Annotated in this window: 14 protein-coding genes; all 14 read right to left on the reverse strand. The window is 46.3% G+C overall.

Features of this window, described 5'->3' with window-relative positions; all coding sequences use genetic code 11:
* Nucleotides 1–118: 118 nt before the first annotated feature.
* On the reverse strand, nt 119–1,159 hold the full coding sequence (locus KKC1_RS08090) for an AI-2E family transporter (RefSeq protein WP_192868142.1): 1,041 nt from the start codon (nt 1,157–1,159) through the stop codon (nt 119–121).
* A 45-nt stretch (nt 1,160–1,204) separates the two neighbouring features.
* A complete protein-coding gene (locus tag KKC1_RS08095) occupies nt 1,205–1,402 on the reverse strand; it encodes a YtxH domain-containing protein (RefSeq protein WP_088553965.1) in 198 nt (65 codons plus the stop codon).
* Nucleotides 1,403–1,422: 20 nt separating this feature from the next.
* On the reverse strand, nt 1,423–1,599 hold the full coding sequence (locus KKC1_RS16265) for a hypothetical protein (protein WP_088553966.1): 177 nt from the start codon (nt 1,597–1,599) through the stop codon (nt 1,423–1,425).
* The gene (locus KKC1_RS08105) at nt 1,596–2,135 is read right to left on the reverse strand and encodes a PRC-barrel domain-containing protein (protein ID WP_238134242.1); all 540 of its coding nucleotides are present in this window, start codon (nt 2,133–2,135) and stop codon (nt 1,596–1,598) included. The genes KKC1_RS16265 and KKC1_RS08105 overlap by 4 nt, the downstream gene beginning before the upstream one ends.
* Before the next feature lie 49 nt (nt 2,136–2,184).
* Nucleotides 2,185–3,393 carry a phenylacetate--CoA ligase family protein gene (locus KKC1_RS08110; protein ID WP_088553968.1) on the reverse strand — a complete coding sequence of 403 codons (1,209 nt, stop codon included), beginning with the start codon at nt 3,391–3,393 and terminating at the stop codon, nt 2,185–2,187.
* Nucleotides 3,393–4,184: an ABC transporter ATP-binding protein gene (locus tag KKC1_RS08115; protein ID WP_088553969.1), complete on the reverse strand. Its 792-nt coding sequence runs from the start codon at nt 4,182–4,184 to the stop codon at nt 3,393–3,395. The genes KKC1_RS08110 and KKC1_RS08115 overlap by 1 nt, the downstream gene beginning before the upstream one ends.
* A 64-nt stretch (nt 4,185–4,248) precedes the next feature.
* Nucleotides 4,249–5,478: an ABC transporter substrate-binding protein gene (locus KKC1_RS08120; RefSeq protein WP_202820013.1), complete on the reverse strand. Its 1,230-nt coding sequence runs from the start codon at nt 5,476–5,478 to the stop codon at nt 4,249–4,251.
* A gap of 135 nt (nt 5,479–5,613) precedes the next feature.
* Nucleotides 5,614–6,675 carry a branched-chain amino acid ABC transporter permease gene (locus tag KKC1_RS08125; protein ID WP_088554022.1) on the reverse strand — a complete coding sequence of 354 codons (1,062 nt, stop codon included), beginning with the start codon at nt 6,673–6,675 and terminating at the stop codon, nt 5,614–5,616.
* Between the two features lie 10 nt (nt 6,676–6,685).
* Complete coding sequence (locus KKC1_RS08130; protein WP_088553970.1) at nt 6,686–7,570, reverse strand: branched-chain amino acid ABC transporter permease; 885 nt, start codon at nt 7,568–7,570, stop codon at nt 6,686–6,688.
* Nucleotides 7,570–9,477: a long-chain fatty acid--CoA ligase gene (locus KKC1_RS08135; protein WP_088553971.1), complete on the reverse strand. Its 1,908-nt coding sequence runs from the start codon at nt 9,475–9,477 to the stop codon at nt 7,570–7,572. The genes KKC1_RS08130 and KKC1_RS08135 overlap by 1 nt, the downstream gene beginning before the upstream one ends.
* A gap of 32 nt (nt 9,478–9,509) precedes the next feature.
* A complete protein-coding gene (locus KKC1_RS08140) occupies nt 9,510–10,277 on the reverse strand; it encodes an ABC transporter ATP-binding protein (RefSeq protein ID WP_088553972.1) in 768 nt (255 codons plus the stop codon).
* Entirely contained in the window at nt 10,265–11,092 is an 828-nt protein-coding gene (locus KKC1_RS08145) for a CoA-transferase subunit beta (protein WP_088553973.1), read from the reverse strand. Before KKC1_RS08145 ends, KKC1_RS08140 begins: the two co-directional genes overlap by 13 nt.
* The gene (locus KKC1_RS08150; protein ID WP_192868145.1) at nt 11,079–12,101 is read right to left on the reverse strand and encodes a CoA transferase subunit A; all 1,023 of its coding nucleotides are present in this window, start codon (nt 12,099–12,101) and stop codon (nt 11,079–11,081) included. Before KKC1_RS08150 ends, KKC1_RS08145 begins: the two co-directional genes overlap by 14 nt.
* A gap of 311 nt (nt 12,102–12,412) precedes the next feature.
* Nucleotides 12,413–14,152, reverse strand: a complete 1,740-nt coding sequence (locus tag KKC1_RS08155; protein WP_088553975.1) for a sigma-54 interaction domain-containing protein — start codon at nt 14,150–14,152, stop codon at nt 12,413–12,415.
* Nucleotides 14,153–14,250: the final 98 nt, after the last annotated feature.

Below are 14,250 nucleotides of genomic sequence, written 5' to 3' on the forward strand. Positions count from 1 at the left end.
GGGGCTTACTTGTTTCCTTCACTGCCGATAGCTTAAAATTTTTTTCCATTATACTGAATACAAAAACATTTTGTCAATCTTTAATCAAAAAGTCAAGGAAGGTTCGGTGACAACTGAACTATGGAATATTGATCAAACGGCTGAAGAAATGGTTGGCCACAATCCTCACTACAGCAGCAACAGGAACCGCCGCCAGCATTCCCCATACCCCATAAAGGTGTCCGCCGGCCAATAAAACAAAAATTACTACCAGAGGATGCAGTCCTACACTGGCACCAAGAATTTTCGGGGAAATAACATTGGACTCCAGTTGTTGCACTACTACCATGACTACTACCACATAGAGGGCCAGTACTTTGGACTTGAGCAAAGCCAGGGCTACCGCCGGCACAGCTCCGATTACCGGCCCAAAATAGGGAATGAGATCGGCTATGCCGGCCACGATGCCCAGCAGGAGGGCAAATTCCATCTTTAAAATAGCCAAACCCAAGGCGGTTAATGCTCCGACGATAGTAGCTACCAAGAGGTGACCTCGAATAAATTTGGTAAGTACCGCATCAATTTCTGTCAACAGATACAGAATATCTGACCGCCATTGAACAGGCAGCAAAGCTATAAAGCGTTTGCTAATGGTGTCCAGGTCTTTCAAAAGGTAAAAACTGAGCACAGGAGCCAGAATTATACTGACTGCGTGGGCAAAAATACCAACTATAGACCGGGCCACCTGCCGCACTCCGGCAATCATTTGCCTTTCTATACCTCTAACAGTTTCGTCAATTACCTGGCGTATACTTTCCGGAATAATGATCCTGTGGTAACCCCGATATAAATTCCCCAGGTAATCTTGGACCTGTTTGGTATAGACAGGTACCGCATCGGCAAAAGTATTGAGTTCTTTTACAATTTTAGGGAAAAAATAGAAGGAGAGAATAAGAATTACGGCGATAACTTTTAGATAGGTTAAAATAATGGCCCACGTCCTCGGTATTCTATATCTCTCCCAAATTTCCACCAGAGGGTGGAGCAAATAGGCAAAAATTACGGCTACAATAAAGGGCGGCAGAATAGAGCGAACTAGATAAAGAAAGTACAGGATCCCCAAAGTCAATCCTGTTAAGAAAAGTAATCGCTTAAACCGGGTGCTAAGGTAAATTTTCATAGTCTTCATCCTTGAATTTAGAAAAATAAAGTGAGGATACCCTCACTATTTCTTAAGCAACTCATTGATCCCATCGCTCACTTCTTTCATAACCCGCCGGGCTCTTCTCTGCAACCGCCGGGACTTGCCCATCATCATTTTCTTGTCAACCTGTAGTTTCTTTTGCGGTATAAACAAATAACTGGCCAGAGCCCCGATAATTCCTCCTGTTAAAAAGCCGTTGAAAAATCCACGGAAAAACACCGCTCGCACCTCCAATTTCACTATTCCACAGAACTGCCAATAGTATGAGGCTGATTATGACATGCCGTTAAAGAACCGTCTTCTTCGATTCGAAAAACTTCGTTCCTGGCATTATACTCCACAAAACAGTTCCAGCAATAAAACCGTTCCGTACCGATGCATCCTACTTCTTGGTTACCGCACACAGGGCATTTCATGGTTTTCCCACCCTTCCTTTTTTTTTTACTACTACCACCTCATTGCCGAACACCTGAACTAAATTTTCCTCTAAGAAATCTCTTCCCCATAAGAAGTCGGCTATCAATCCTGCCGAAACTTCTAATCCAGCAAACTTTCCTTGCGGCATATGGAAAAAAAGGTCTTCCAATGTTCCTACCTCATCACCCTGAACGTTAATTATTCGCCTTCCAATTAAACAACGCAGGCTGGAGGAAGGCAAGGATTCCAACCAAGCTTCTTTTTTCAACTCTCTGACCATCCCCGGTTGGCTGACAGTAACTGCGTCTCGCCCTACCGAGTGAACCTCTTGAAAAAGGACTAATGCCGGGCCTCGCCACCCCCCTCCTTTTTCCAACAGAAGCGCCGATAGCCGACGTCGTTGTAGGTCCAGAAGTAAATCGCCAACCATCCCCAGTCTTCGTCCTTCAGATATAGCAACCACCGGTAACCCCAATAGATGTCTTCCTTTTAGCACCCGTTTCTCACCATATATAAACAGTTTTTCGTTTTTCATATTATTACCACAAGTAAAAAAAAACATGCGCTTCAGCGCATGATAGCAACTAATCCCATTTCCTCCGGTCGATAAGTACCGATTCTTCTTTAATCGTTCCCGGAGCCACCTGTCGAACCAAAACTCTCAGACGCAGGATCTCCCGAGCTCTATCCTTTATACGGGCTACCAGGCCAGAATTGAAGGTGTCTGTTTGCGCCGGTTCTACCCATAATTCAAGTTCATCCCGGTATCCGGAACGGTTCACCCTTCCTTGATACCTTTTTATTTCGGGAAAATCATCAAATATCTTTTTTATTTGCTGGGCATGCACAAATAACCCGCGTACTTTTACCGCTTCATCTACCCTCCCAAAAATACCCGATAAACGCGGTGTCTCTTTCCCGCAGGGACATGACCCCGTCAACAGGGAGGCTAGGTCACCGGTGCCAAAGCGGACCAACGGATAGGTTTTGTTCAGCAAAGTAACTACTACTTCTCCCGTCTCCCCGGGAGGTACCGGGTCGCCGGTATCCGGGTTTACAATTTCTACTACTACCTCCTTTCCTACATGCATGCCCTTTCGTTCTGTACATTCATAGGCGATACAACCAGCGTCTGCCGTCCCATAACCCTGAAAAACTTCTATTCCGTAATCTTGCGCCAAGTGTGTTCTCATAGTTTCTGGAAGCTTTTCTGCGGTGACAAAAGCTTTTCTAAGGTTGAATTCCTCTCTAAACTGGTACCCTTTTTCTTCCGCCTTTTTAATTAAAGCCATCAGGAAGCTGGGAACACCGGTAAAGCCGGTAGCCCCTAAACTTTTCATCATTTCCACCTGTATTTCCACATTACCGACTCCAGCCGGTATAACAACACATTCCAGGGAACGCAGGGCACTATCAAACATAAATCCGGCGGGAGTTAAATGGTAGGAAAAAGTATTTAATACCAAATCTCCTGGGCCGAAACCAGCTTCCCGCAGGGCCGGCGCCCAGCGCCAAAAATCTTCGCCTGCTCCCTGGGGATCGTAAATAGGTCCAGGAGAAGTAAAAATTCGCTGCATCTCTCCTACCGAAACTGCATTCCACCCCCCGAAAGGAGGATGATCTCGCTGTAGTTCCATGAGCTTCTTCTTGGGAAGAACAGGGATTTTAACGAGATCATCCAAATTCTTAAAATCTTCCGGTGTCATCCCTACGGAATTTAATTGCGCCCGAACAGCCGGGGCTCGTTCCCAGGCATAACGAATAAATTCTCTCAGTTGGGTCACCGTGACCATCACAGCCACCTCTTTCTTCGTTTATAGTGTTTAACGTTCCGGTAACTTTTCTTTTTCCCTACTTCGGTAAGACCCAGATAAAATTCTCGCACATCTTCATTACTCTTCAATTTCTCCACCGGTCCCTCCAGAACAATTTTGCCGTTTTCCATAATGTACCCGTAATGGGCTATAGAAAGAGCTAGGTTGGCGTTTTGCTCCACCAAGAGAATAGTAGTTCCCTCTTCCCGATTAATACGGGCAATGATCTCAAATATCTCCTGTACCAGTAAAGGAGCCAGTCCCAAGGATGGCTCATCTAACAACATCATTTTAGGTCGAGCCATCAACGCTCTGCCAATAGCCAGCATTTGCTGTTCGCCACCACTCAAATAACCGGCGGTCCTGTTCCGCAATTGGGCCAGCTTGGGGAAATAGTGATACACCATCTGCAGATCTCGCTTAACATTTTTCCGATCCCGCCGGGTAAAAGCACCGGCCAAAAGGTTTTCCTCCACCGTCAGGTGTTCAAAAACTCTCCTGCCTTCCATAACCTGGAATATACCGGCTTTTACAATCCTCTCCGCTTCCATGTTGGTTATGGACTGGCCCATAAATTCAATGGTTCCGTCGGTTACCTCTCCGTTTTCTGCTTTCAACAAACCGGAAATGGCTTTAAGGGTGGTAGTTTTCCCGGCTCCATTACTTCCCAGCAAAGCGACTATTTTTCCCTCAGGTACGGACAAGGACATTCCTTTCAGTACCAGGATGACCCGGTCGTACATAACTTCCACATTGTTCAAAGCCAGCATCTTATCCCCCCTTTTTACGGGGAAGAAGGGTTCCTCATTATCGAGGAACCCTTTCCCGTTTCCTTTACCTTTCCGGTAAACTCATCCAGTCGGTCAACGGCACAAACTTACCATCTTTCACCTGGTAGAGTCGTGCCTTCAAAGCTCCCCGATGGCTTTCCGCACTAAAGGATACGGGAGAGGCCAGACCGCCTAAGTCAAAGTTTTTAATGCTTTCCAAACCTTTTTGGATACCTTCTCCCGTTATATCATCCCCGGCTCTCTTCATACCTTCAGCCATAACGGCGGCGGAAACCCATCCCTGGATAAACTTTTGGTTTTTCTCCGCCCAGTTACCGCCGTTCGACTCAACCCAGTTCTTAATCTCCTGAATGGCCGGCAAATCCTCATAGGGGAAGGCAAAGGGAATAACCCCTATATAACCCTCGGCTGCATTTCCCGCCAGTTCAACGACTTTCTCATCGGCAGCCCAGTTAAGACCGATGAACTGAGTGGTTAAACCTAACTTTTTGGCGTCTTTGAGGACGGTGGCTGTTGCATTGGAAGTTTCCTGAAGGATGGCAAAGTCCGGCTCCGTCTTCTTCATATTGAGCAACTGAGAAGTGGCATCCAAAGCCTTAAGGTCGACAATCTCTTCATCTACCAGGTCTACACCGATTTTCTGGGCAAATTCCCGACCGTCTTCAATGGGTGAGCGGCCAAAACCGGTATCGTTGTAGATGAAGGCAACCTTCGGATTGCGACTGGTATCGGTCCAGTTGTCTTTAATCCATTGCAGGACAAAGCGTATCTGATCTGAATAGGAGGGTGCGACCAGGAAATTATAAGGATGGGTCTCAATCTCCAACAGGTTTTCCGAATACGAACCGGAAATATAGGGAATCTTATCCTGTCTGATCTTTTCTACCAGAGCTTCCGTGTCTCCCGTACCCCAACCCAAGATGGCAACCACTTTATGCTGTTTGACCAATTTATTGTAAGCTTCTATGGCCTGCGGGATTTTATAAGCGTAATCAATATCAATCAATTCAATCTTCCTACCGTTAATGCCTCCCTGGCTATTCAAATAGGCGATATAGTTTTTAGCACCATCCGCGTAAGGAGCTCCAACATCGCCAGTGGCACCGGTAATGTCAAAAATGGCTCCTAATTTGATAGGTTCTTTCTGTTCCGGCGGCGCCGCTTCTTCCCCGGACTTCTTCTCCGGCGTTTCCTTAGGGGCCTGGGATCCGCAGCCTACCACTAGCAGCAAGGTCAAAGTAATAGCCAAAGTCAACCACATTAACTTTTTGATTTTAATTTTCACTTCCAACATTCCTCCCTTTTGTACTCATTTTCTTTAATGAGCTTCTTACACCCGTTGTCTCTTTATCTCTAAGCTATCCCTCCTCTCTTATTACCAGTCTGGAAGGCTGCAGTCGAAACCGCTTCAGTAGGAAAACGGCCACAGGTGAAAATAGTCTTTAATATTTTTCCATATCTTGGCTATGCCTTCCGGTTCAAAAATCAGAAACAGGATAATGGTGGCGCCGAAAACTGCCTCTCTTAATCCCAAGAAAACGCTTTCGATGTCCGGGAAAATACTGCTTAAAGCTTCAGCCAAAGTTCGTAACAGGACCGGCAACAGGGTCATGAAGAGAGCTCCGTAGATAGAACCCATCACACTGCCCAAACCACCGATGATAATCATGGCCAAATACTCAATGGAAACGCTGATGGTAAAATGCTCCGGACTGATTATGGTAAGGTAGTGGGCCCAGAGACTGCCGGCTATTCCGGCATAAAAAGAGCTGAGGGCAAAAGCCATTATTTTATATTTAAAAAGATCTATACCTATGACTTCGGCCGCAATATCCCGGTCCCGGATGGCTACAAAAGCTCTTCCCGGCCTGGTGCGGAAAAGATTGAAGGCGAACACGGTAGCCAGCAGGGCCAAGACCAAAATCAGAAAGTAATAACTGCGGTCTGAATCTAGTGAATATCCAGCCAGTTGAGGAGCCGGAAGGATCATGCCTCGAGTACCGTTGGTGAGAGATGTCCAGTGGATGATGGTAAATTCAATAATAACCTGCGCTGCCAGGGTGGCAATAGCTAAATACAGCCCCTTTAAACGAAGCGACGGTATACCGAAGATAGAACCTACGAGAGCAGTTACAATGCCGGCTAAAGGTAGAGCAATCCAGAAGGAAAGGCCCAACTTAGTGGTAAGGATAGCCGAAGTGTAAGCACCAACTCCTAGAAAGGCACCATGCCCAATGGAAATCTGCCCGGTAAAACCGGTAAGAATATTCAAGCCTAAGGCTCCAATGACCGCAATTCCCACCAGGTTGGCAACACTGACCACATATTCATTTACCATAAAGGGAAACAGGAACAGTAAGGCTACTATAATCATTACCCGCAGGTGGGCCAAAGGAGTAAAATGAAAGGCCATATCCTGGCGGTAACTGGTGGTAAAAACGCCACAATTCATTACAAAGGGATTCCTTATCTGCACCGTTTTACACCCTTTCTATCTCTTCTTTTCCAAAGAGACCATACGGTTTTATCATCAGAATGAATACCAGCACCACAAAGGGAGCTACCTCTTTGACCCCTCCCCCGAAGACCGGATCCAGGTAACCGCCGGCCAGACTCTCCAGTACACCGATGATAAAACCACCTATAATCGCTCCAGGGATGCTGTCCAGTCCTCCCAGAATAGCCACCGGCAATACCTTCAATCCGATATGAGCGAGAGAAGAATTGATGCCATTGATATTTCCCAGCAAGATACCGCCAATACCGGAGACCACCGCTGCAATGGCCCAGGCTGTGGCAAAAATAACCTTCACACTTATGCCCATAGAAAGAGCCGCCTGCTGGTCATCAGCCGTAGCTCGCATAGCTATTCCCATAGAAGAATATTTGAAGAAAAGGGTAAACAGCACCAGCAGGACAAGAGCAATGCCCAATGACCAGAGATAGACCTGGGAAACTACTACCGGACCAAAATATACCGGCTCCTGAGGAAAAAGCGGGGGAAAAGTTCTGGTTTCCGTTCCCCATATCATCTGGATTACACCACGCATGACACTGGAAAGGCCGATAGTCACCATAATAACAGATATGATAGGTTCGCCAATGAAATGCCGCAGGACAACTCTTTCAATTGCCATCCCCAGCAGTACGGCAAATAGGATGGTGAGTACTAACGCAGCAATAAAGGGCAGTTTGTAGGACGCCATCAAGGCAAGGCTTACGTAAGCTCCTACTAACAGGAGCTCCCCCTGAGCCAAATTTATCACGTCGCTGGCTTTAAAAATCAACACAAAACCTAGAGCTACCAGCGCGTACACCGCACCTACTACCAGCCCGCTGACCAATAATTGCAGAAAGAAGTTCACTACGCCACCTCCGTTTGCATATACATGATTTTCAAGGCCGTCTCCACCAAAGCTTCCCGCCCGTCGCGGTATCGTATCTTTCCTTTTACCTTAAACTCCTGCCCCTCCCCGTATAAGGCTTCAATAAGTTCTTTGTATTTCTCGGCAATGTAGCCCCGCCGGACTTTTTTGGTCCGAGTTAATTCTTCGTCATCAGCGTCTAACTCCTTATGTAATACTACGAACTTGTGAATTCTGGCAGCTTTCGGCAGTTCACTGTTCACCCGTTCCACTTCTTGCCGGATTAATTCAAGGACTTCCTGCTTCTGCGAAAGGTCTATATAGGTGGTATAGGCTATCTGATGGTTTTCCGCCCATTTTCCGACGTTGCCCGCATCTAGGTTAATCATGGCCACCACATACGGCTTATCCTTGCCCACTATTACTGCCTCTTTAATGTACATGCTAAACTTAAGCTTGTTTTCAATATACTGAGGAGAAAAAATCGTTCCGTCCGCCAGCCGGATAACATCTTTTTGTCGGTCGATTACCACCAAATGGCCATTTTCATCGATGTAACCGGCATCCCCCGAGTGCAACCAACCCCCGGCTAAGGCTTCCGCCGTAGCCTGCGGATTCTTGTAGTAACCCTTGAATACACTGGGACTGCGGGAAAGAATTTCACCGTTCTCGGCTATTTTAACTTCCGTTTGTGGAATTGGTTTGCCGACTGTGTGGAACTTAATATCGTCATCCCGGTGTACTACCGAAATACCGGAAATCTCCGTCTGCCCGTAAATTTGTTTGAGATTGACTCCAAGGGCATGGAAAAACCTAAAAACATCCGGCCCCAATGCGGCTCCCCCCGTATAAGCCCGCTTTAACCGAAGCAGACCCAGGTGATCCTTGATGGCACTAAAGACCAGAAAATCTCCCAGAACGTATAAGAATCGGTCTAAAAGCGAAGGGGTAGTCTTCTGAAACTTGTGATCGGCCATTTTGTAACCTGCGGGAAGAAAAAGCCGGTATAAGAATTTCTTCAGAAAGGTGGAATCTTCTATTTTGACCTGTACCTTGGATACCATATCTTCCCAAATTCTAGGGGGAGAAAACATTACATGGGGTCCGATCTCTCTAAGATTTTCCTGTACTGTTTCCGGTTCCTCAGGAAAGTTCACCGTAAAACCTACAGTCAGAGCCGAAGACAGACTCATCATCTGTTCGCCAATCCAGGCTAGAGGAAGGAAAGATACATATTCATCCTTCTCGGTTAGCGGATCTACTGCTATCAAATTCCTGGCCATGCTCAACAGATTACCGTGGGTCAGCATTGCTCCCTTGGGAAAACCGGTAGTACCGGAAGTATAGGAAATGATGGCTACATCCTCTTCGCGACCGGCAGCCACCTGTTCTTCAAACAGTTGGGGATGTTTAGCTTCAAATTTCTTTCCTAATTCCAGCATTTCCGTAAATTCCATCAAAAGAGGATCATTATAATTCCGCAGGCCTTTCGGCTCATAATACACTACCCGCTGGACTTTAGGGATGGCATCTTTAATTTCCAGGATTTTATCAACCTGCTCCTGGTCTTCTACCACCACAAACCGGGCGTCGGAATGGTCAATGATGTAGCTTACCTCTTTGGCCAGGGAATCCTGGTATATTCCCACCGAAACTCCACCGGCCGATTGAGCGGCCAGTTCGGAGTAAATCCATTCCGGTCGGTTATCCCCTATGATGGCCACCTTATCGCCCCTCTGAAAACCCAGGCTCATTAGGCCTAAAGCAAAATGCTTCACTTTCTGCAAGTATTCCTCCCAAGTAACCTCCTGCCAAATTCCAAAATCTTTTTCTCTTAAAGCTACCTTTTTGTCGCCGAAACGCTTCGCCTTGGCCACCAAAAGCTTGGGCAACGTATCTGCGGACATCTTTTCCCTCTCCCTCCTCGTAGATGCTTGCTTTATCCGGCAGCTTCCCCCAAGTAGGCTTCAATCACCTTGGGATTTCTCTGCACTTCCTCCGGAGTACCCTCACCAATTTTGCGTCCAAAATCCAACACAGTCACCCAGTCGGAAATATCCATGACTACGCCCATATCGTGCTCTATAAGAATTATGGTCGTTTCCCGCTCTTCCGAGATGTCAAGGATAAATCGGGCCATGTCTTCTTTTTCTTCCACATTCATACCGGCCATGGGTTCATCTAGCAGCAAAAGCTTGGGATTCATGGCCAGAGCTCTTCCCAGTTCCACCCGCTTCTGCAATCCGTAGGAAAGAGTTCCGACAGGTTTGTACCGGATATTTTCTATTTCCAGAAAGTCGATAATTTCTTCCACCACCCAGCGATTTTCAATTTCTTCCTTTTGAGCTCTACCCCAATATAGTCCACCGCTGAAAAGCCCCGTACGCATGTGAACATGCCGGCCCAACATCAAATTATCCAACACGGTCATGTGTTTGAACAGCTCTATGTTCTGAAAGCTCCGGGCAATTCCAAGGGCCGCTCTTTTATGCGGAGGAAGGTGGGTTATATCTCTGTCTTCGAAAAAGATGGCGCCACGACTGGGTCGATATAAACCGCTAATACAGTTCAATAAACTGGTTTTACCTGCCCCGTTAGGCCCAATGATGGCAAATATCTGCCCCGGGTGGACTTCTAAACTTATTCCCGATAAAGCGGCAACTCCACCAAAATACAGGTGAATATTCTCTAATCTCAACAGACCCATGTTTCTCCCCCCTGAACCTTTTTTTTCACCCTTGAGAGAAAATTGTCTGGTTCCAGCAGCACCCTCCAAGGGTCAACCTCTTCCCGGAGCACTCGTAATTCTTCCTCGGCAGGTGGAGGCTCTTCCCGTAAGCTAACCGGTATGATTAGTGAAAATCCTGTTTGATCCATTATTTTCTCCACGGTTACTCCAGGCATAGTCGCCCTCAGGCGCATGCGTTTGCTTTCAGGTTCAAAGTCGAAGATTCCAAGGTCCGTAAACACCAGTTCAGGACCGGTTTCAGCGGGCAATCCTGCCTTCTCGCGCCAGCCCGGGCCTCTTAAATAACCGGGAGAAGAAATGAAATCAACCCTGTCGACAAATCGCTTACGATCGTGTTCCATGATTATCCAACTTTTCCAACATAAAGACATCATTTCATTAGCACCGCCGCTTCCGGGCAACCGCAGTTCCGGCTGAATGTAACTCCGCCCCAGAATAGTAGAATTCACATTACCGTAAACATCTATTTGAGCAGCCGACAGGAGAGCATAAGTAATCAATCCCTGTTGCGCCATCTCCATAACTTCGGACATGCTTGCCGTCCGGATAGCTCGATAGGTGGTACGGGAGTCTCCCACCGAAAGGGGCAGCATGGGAAGGGCGGGAGCAATTCCACCCGCTTCAAAAACTAAAGTTAAATTGGGAGCCCGCAGACGCTTGGCAAGCATTACCGCCAATAAAGGCAGCCCTGTACCGGCAAACACTATGTGATTATCTTCCAGGTAGCGGGAGGCCACTACCGCCAGCAGCTCTCTCCGGTTACAGGAAACCATCCGTATTCTCGCCTCCATTGTGTAATTGTTCAAGTTTTCGCAGTCGTTCCAGGGTGGCCATGCCTCCGTTTAAATCAAGAAAATTCTGAAAACTGATAGGGTTAAAAAAATATTTTTGATAATACGCTCGAATTTTTTTACCGTGAGGATCCTTGGACGCTGCTAGATATTCTTTTAAATGTTCCAAATCCAAGTAGTAGAGACCGGGCATATTGGTAGGATATGCTCCGTAGGGAACCTCCACCACCGCGTCCACATAAAACTGAGTAATAACAGGAGAAGGCCCCCGTCTGAATTCTTCGGCATCCACAATTTTTTCCGTGGTTATAATTACATGCCTGGCCGATTTAGCTTTTTCAATATCGTCACCCAGCATACCATAAATCTGGCAATTACCGTACATGTCTGCCTTATGGACATGAATAACTGCCACGTCCGAGTAGAGGGCAGGAACTAACGCCACCTCTTCTCCAGTAAACGGACACTTTACCTTTTTCGCCCCACTGTATTTAAAAGTGTCACTTCCCAACAAACTCTTAACCGGTAGGAAGGGAACCCCCATGGCCGCCGCTTTGTGACGCCAGGCCATAGTTCCGTTAGACCACTCGCATATCTTTAGTTCGCCTCGAATTTCTTTTCTTTCCGCCAATCTACGGGCATGATAGGGAATACCAAGAGTTTCCATGCCCAGTATGTAGCTGGCATCAACTGCCTCGACCATATTATTGTCCAGTAACATATTAAAATCCAGACTCCGGGAACCTCCCGCCATCTTAAATACATAGCCCTGCCGCAAAACTTCCCACAGGAAAGCCATCGGCAAACGCACAAAGCTAAAACCGCCAATAGACAAATAATTTCCAGGCTTAACAAATTCGGCAATGGCCGTCTTAAGATCCATCCGTTTATCCGTATGGGCCTTCTGGGCTTTGGAACGCATGTGCCGGCGAAAGTCCTCCGGAGTGATAGGTGAGAAGATAGAACCGCGGCCTTGATCCAAAATTCTCACTGTATCCCTCCCCAGTACCACACCTTTCATACAGGTAGTAAGGTGCAAAACTGATACCAATACACTAGCTTTTTAGAATCCTTGCTATTTCTAAGGAAAACCATAGCGGAAGGCCGCAAGCTGTGTCTAATATCTTTACACAATTGTTCTCTAGCTTCTCTGGATACTGTAGGTTGTGAATGTTTATCAATCCCTTCTAAGATTTTAGACATGTTACATTTTTGGACAGTTGGCTTGTTCTTTTACCTGTCTAAAGTTGCAAAGCCCCCTCGCCAGTCTAAAACTTTATGCATCAATTTCACGTTTAGTTACTAATACAGTCGATCCAACCCGTATTTCCGGATCTTTTGGTAAAGAGATGCTCGCGAAATACCTAGAAGCCCTGCCGCTTGAATTTTATTGCCTTTGGTAGCTTCCAGAGCTTCCCGTATAGCTCCTTCTTCGGCCTGATCCAGCAGAGATTTCAAAGTACACTTTTTCTTCACCAACCGGCGAGACCGCCCGAATTGTTGCAGATACATGGGCAGGTGCTCCGGAAGAATTGTAGAACCTTCGACCACGTTGAAACACCTTTCTATCACGTTTTCCAGCTCCCTTACGTTCCCGGGCCAGTGATAATTTAATAATAGCCGGTAAGCATCGGAAGAAATACCGGTTACCCTCATCCCAAATTCACAATTGTATTTTTCCACAAAATGGTTAACCAGCAGGCGCAAATCTTCTTTTCTTTCTCTTAGCGGGGGAATATTTAGACTTACCACATTTAGTCGATAAAAAAGATCCTCTCTGAATTCTCCCCGACCAATTCGCTCTTTCAAATCTTGATGAGTTGCGGCTATTATTCTTACATTTACCTTGCGGGGCTTTGCATCTCCCAGACGTTCAATTTCTTTATCCTGAAGTACCCTCAGCAATTTGGCCTGCAAAGATAAAGGCATGTCTCCAATCTCATCCAGGAATATAGTACCTCCGTCGGCCAGCTCAAATTTCCCGATCTGCCCCCCTTTACGGGCACCAGTGAAAGCTCCTTCCCGATATCCAAAAAGTTCAGACTCTAGAAGGTTTTCAGGTATTGCTGCACAATTAACCTTAATAAAAGGTCCGTGACGACGACTGCTTTCCCGGTGCAAGGCGTGAGCGAAAAGTTCTTTACCCGTGCCGGTTTCTCCCATAATTAAAACCGTAGAATTTGTTTGAGCAACTTTCTTCACCGTCTCCTTTAATTTTCGTATAGCGCCACTATTTCCGATTATTTTGTCTAAACTATACTTGCTGTCCCGGTAGCGTTCAACCTCGCCTTTATAATAATCCAGTTCAGCACACAAGGCGTTGACTCTCTGGGCCAGAGCATTTAACTCTTCCACATCCCGAAACATTATTTTAGCAACAGCCCCTACAACTTGCCCGTCCTTCACAATAGGCACCTCCATGGTTACTGCATCCCGATCTCCGATTCTTTCTATATCGCCTATTTCCCCTTTTCCCGTCTCCAGAACTACCGGAAGACGGAGATTGGGGACAACTTGATCTATTGGTTTTCCTATGGTTTCCTCCGGGGTAACCCCCAGTAAAGTTGCAAAAGCCTGGTTAAGCATAGTTATCCTGCCTTCCCGGTTAACTACCACCATACCTTCGTAAGCCAAATCCAGGATAGTCTCTAATGTCCCCTTTAGTTCCTTAATCGCTTGGAGCTCCTCGGCAATAGATTCCATTTCGGTAATATCTTGAGCCATACAGATGGCTCCAATTACTGATCCTTCCTCCAGAATAGGCATGCGATTACAAACATATACTTTATCTTTATGCTTGAATTTACGCCCAAATTGGGGTTGCCCGGTTTCGATTACTTTCGGCAAGTCAGTCTTGGGAATGATTTCTTTAACCGGCCTTCCTATAGCTTCGAAAGAACTACAATTGAAAATTCGCTCCGCCAATCGGTTAAACACAACAATACGGGCTTTCCGGTCGATTATTACTACCGCATGATTGAGAGAATCAAAAGTCCGGTACCACGGAAAACCATTATTAATTTTCTCCGCTGCTAATACCATACTAAAACCCCCAATAAATTTTTTTAAATATTTTGACAAATTACCCGATTAATTGACTGTCTAATTTTTTAGAATTGTTACCGAAAAAAATTATAAGA

It is taken from the genome of Calderihabitans maritimus (genome assembly GCF_002207765.1).
GTDB classification, from domain to species: domain Bacteria; phylum Bacillota; class KKC1; order Calderihabitantales; family Calderihabitantaceae; genus Calderihabitans; species Calderihabitans maritimus.

Coding starts and splice junctions, on each gene's coding strand:
- KKC1_RS08155 (WP_088553975.1), bottom strand. CDS start 14,152: ATGGTATTAGCAGCGGAGAAAATTAATAATGGTTTTCCGTGGTACCGG.
- KKC1_RS08105 (WP_238134242.1), bottom strand. CDS start 2,135: ATGAAAAACGAAAAACTGTTTATATATGGTGAGAAACGGGTGCTAAAA.
- KKC1_RS08110 (WP_088553968.1), bottom strand. CDS start 3,393: ATGGTCACGGTGACCCAACTGAGAGAATTTATTCGTTATGCCTGGGAA.
- KKC1_RS08145 (WP_088553973.1), bottom strand. CDS start 11,092: ATGGTTTCCTGTAACCGGAGAGAGCTGCTGGCGGTAGTGGCCTCCCGC.
- KKC1_RS08115 (WP_088553969.1), bottom strand. CDS start 4,184: ATGCTGGCTTTGAACAATGTGGAAGTTATGTACGACCGGGTCATCCTG.
- KKC1_RS08090 (WP_192868142.1), bottom strand. CDS start 1,159: ATGAAAATTTACCTTAGCACCCGGTTTAAGCGATTACTTTTCTTAACA.
- KKC1_RS08135 (WP_088553971.1), bottom strand. CDS start 9,477: ATGTCCGCAGATACGTTGCCCAAGCTTTTGGTGGCCAAGGCGAAGCGT.
- KKC1_RS08140 (WP_088553972.1), bottom strand. CDS start 10,277: ATGGGTCTGTTGAGATTAGAGAATATTCACCTGTATTTTGGTGGAGTT.
- KKC1_RS16265 (WP_088553966.1), bottom strand. CDS start 1,599: ATGAAATGCCCTGTGTGCGGTAACCAAGAAGTAGGATGCATCGGTACG.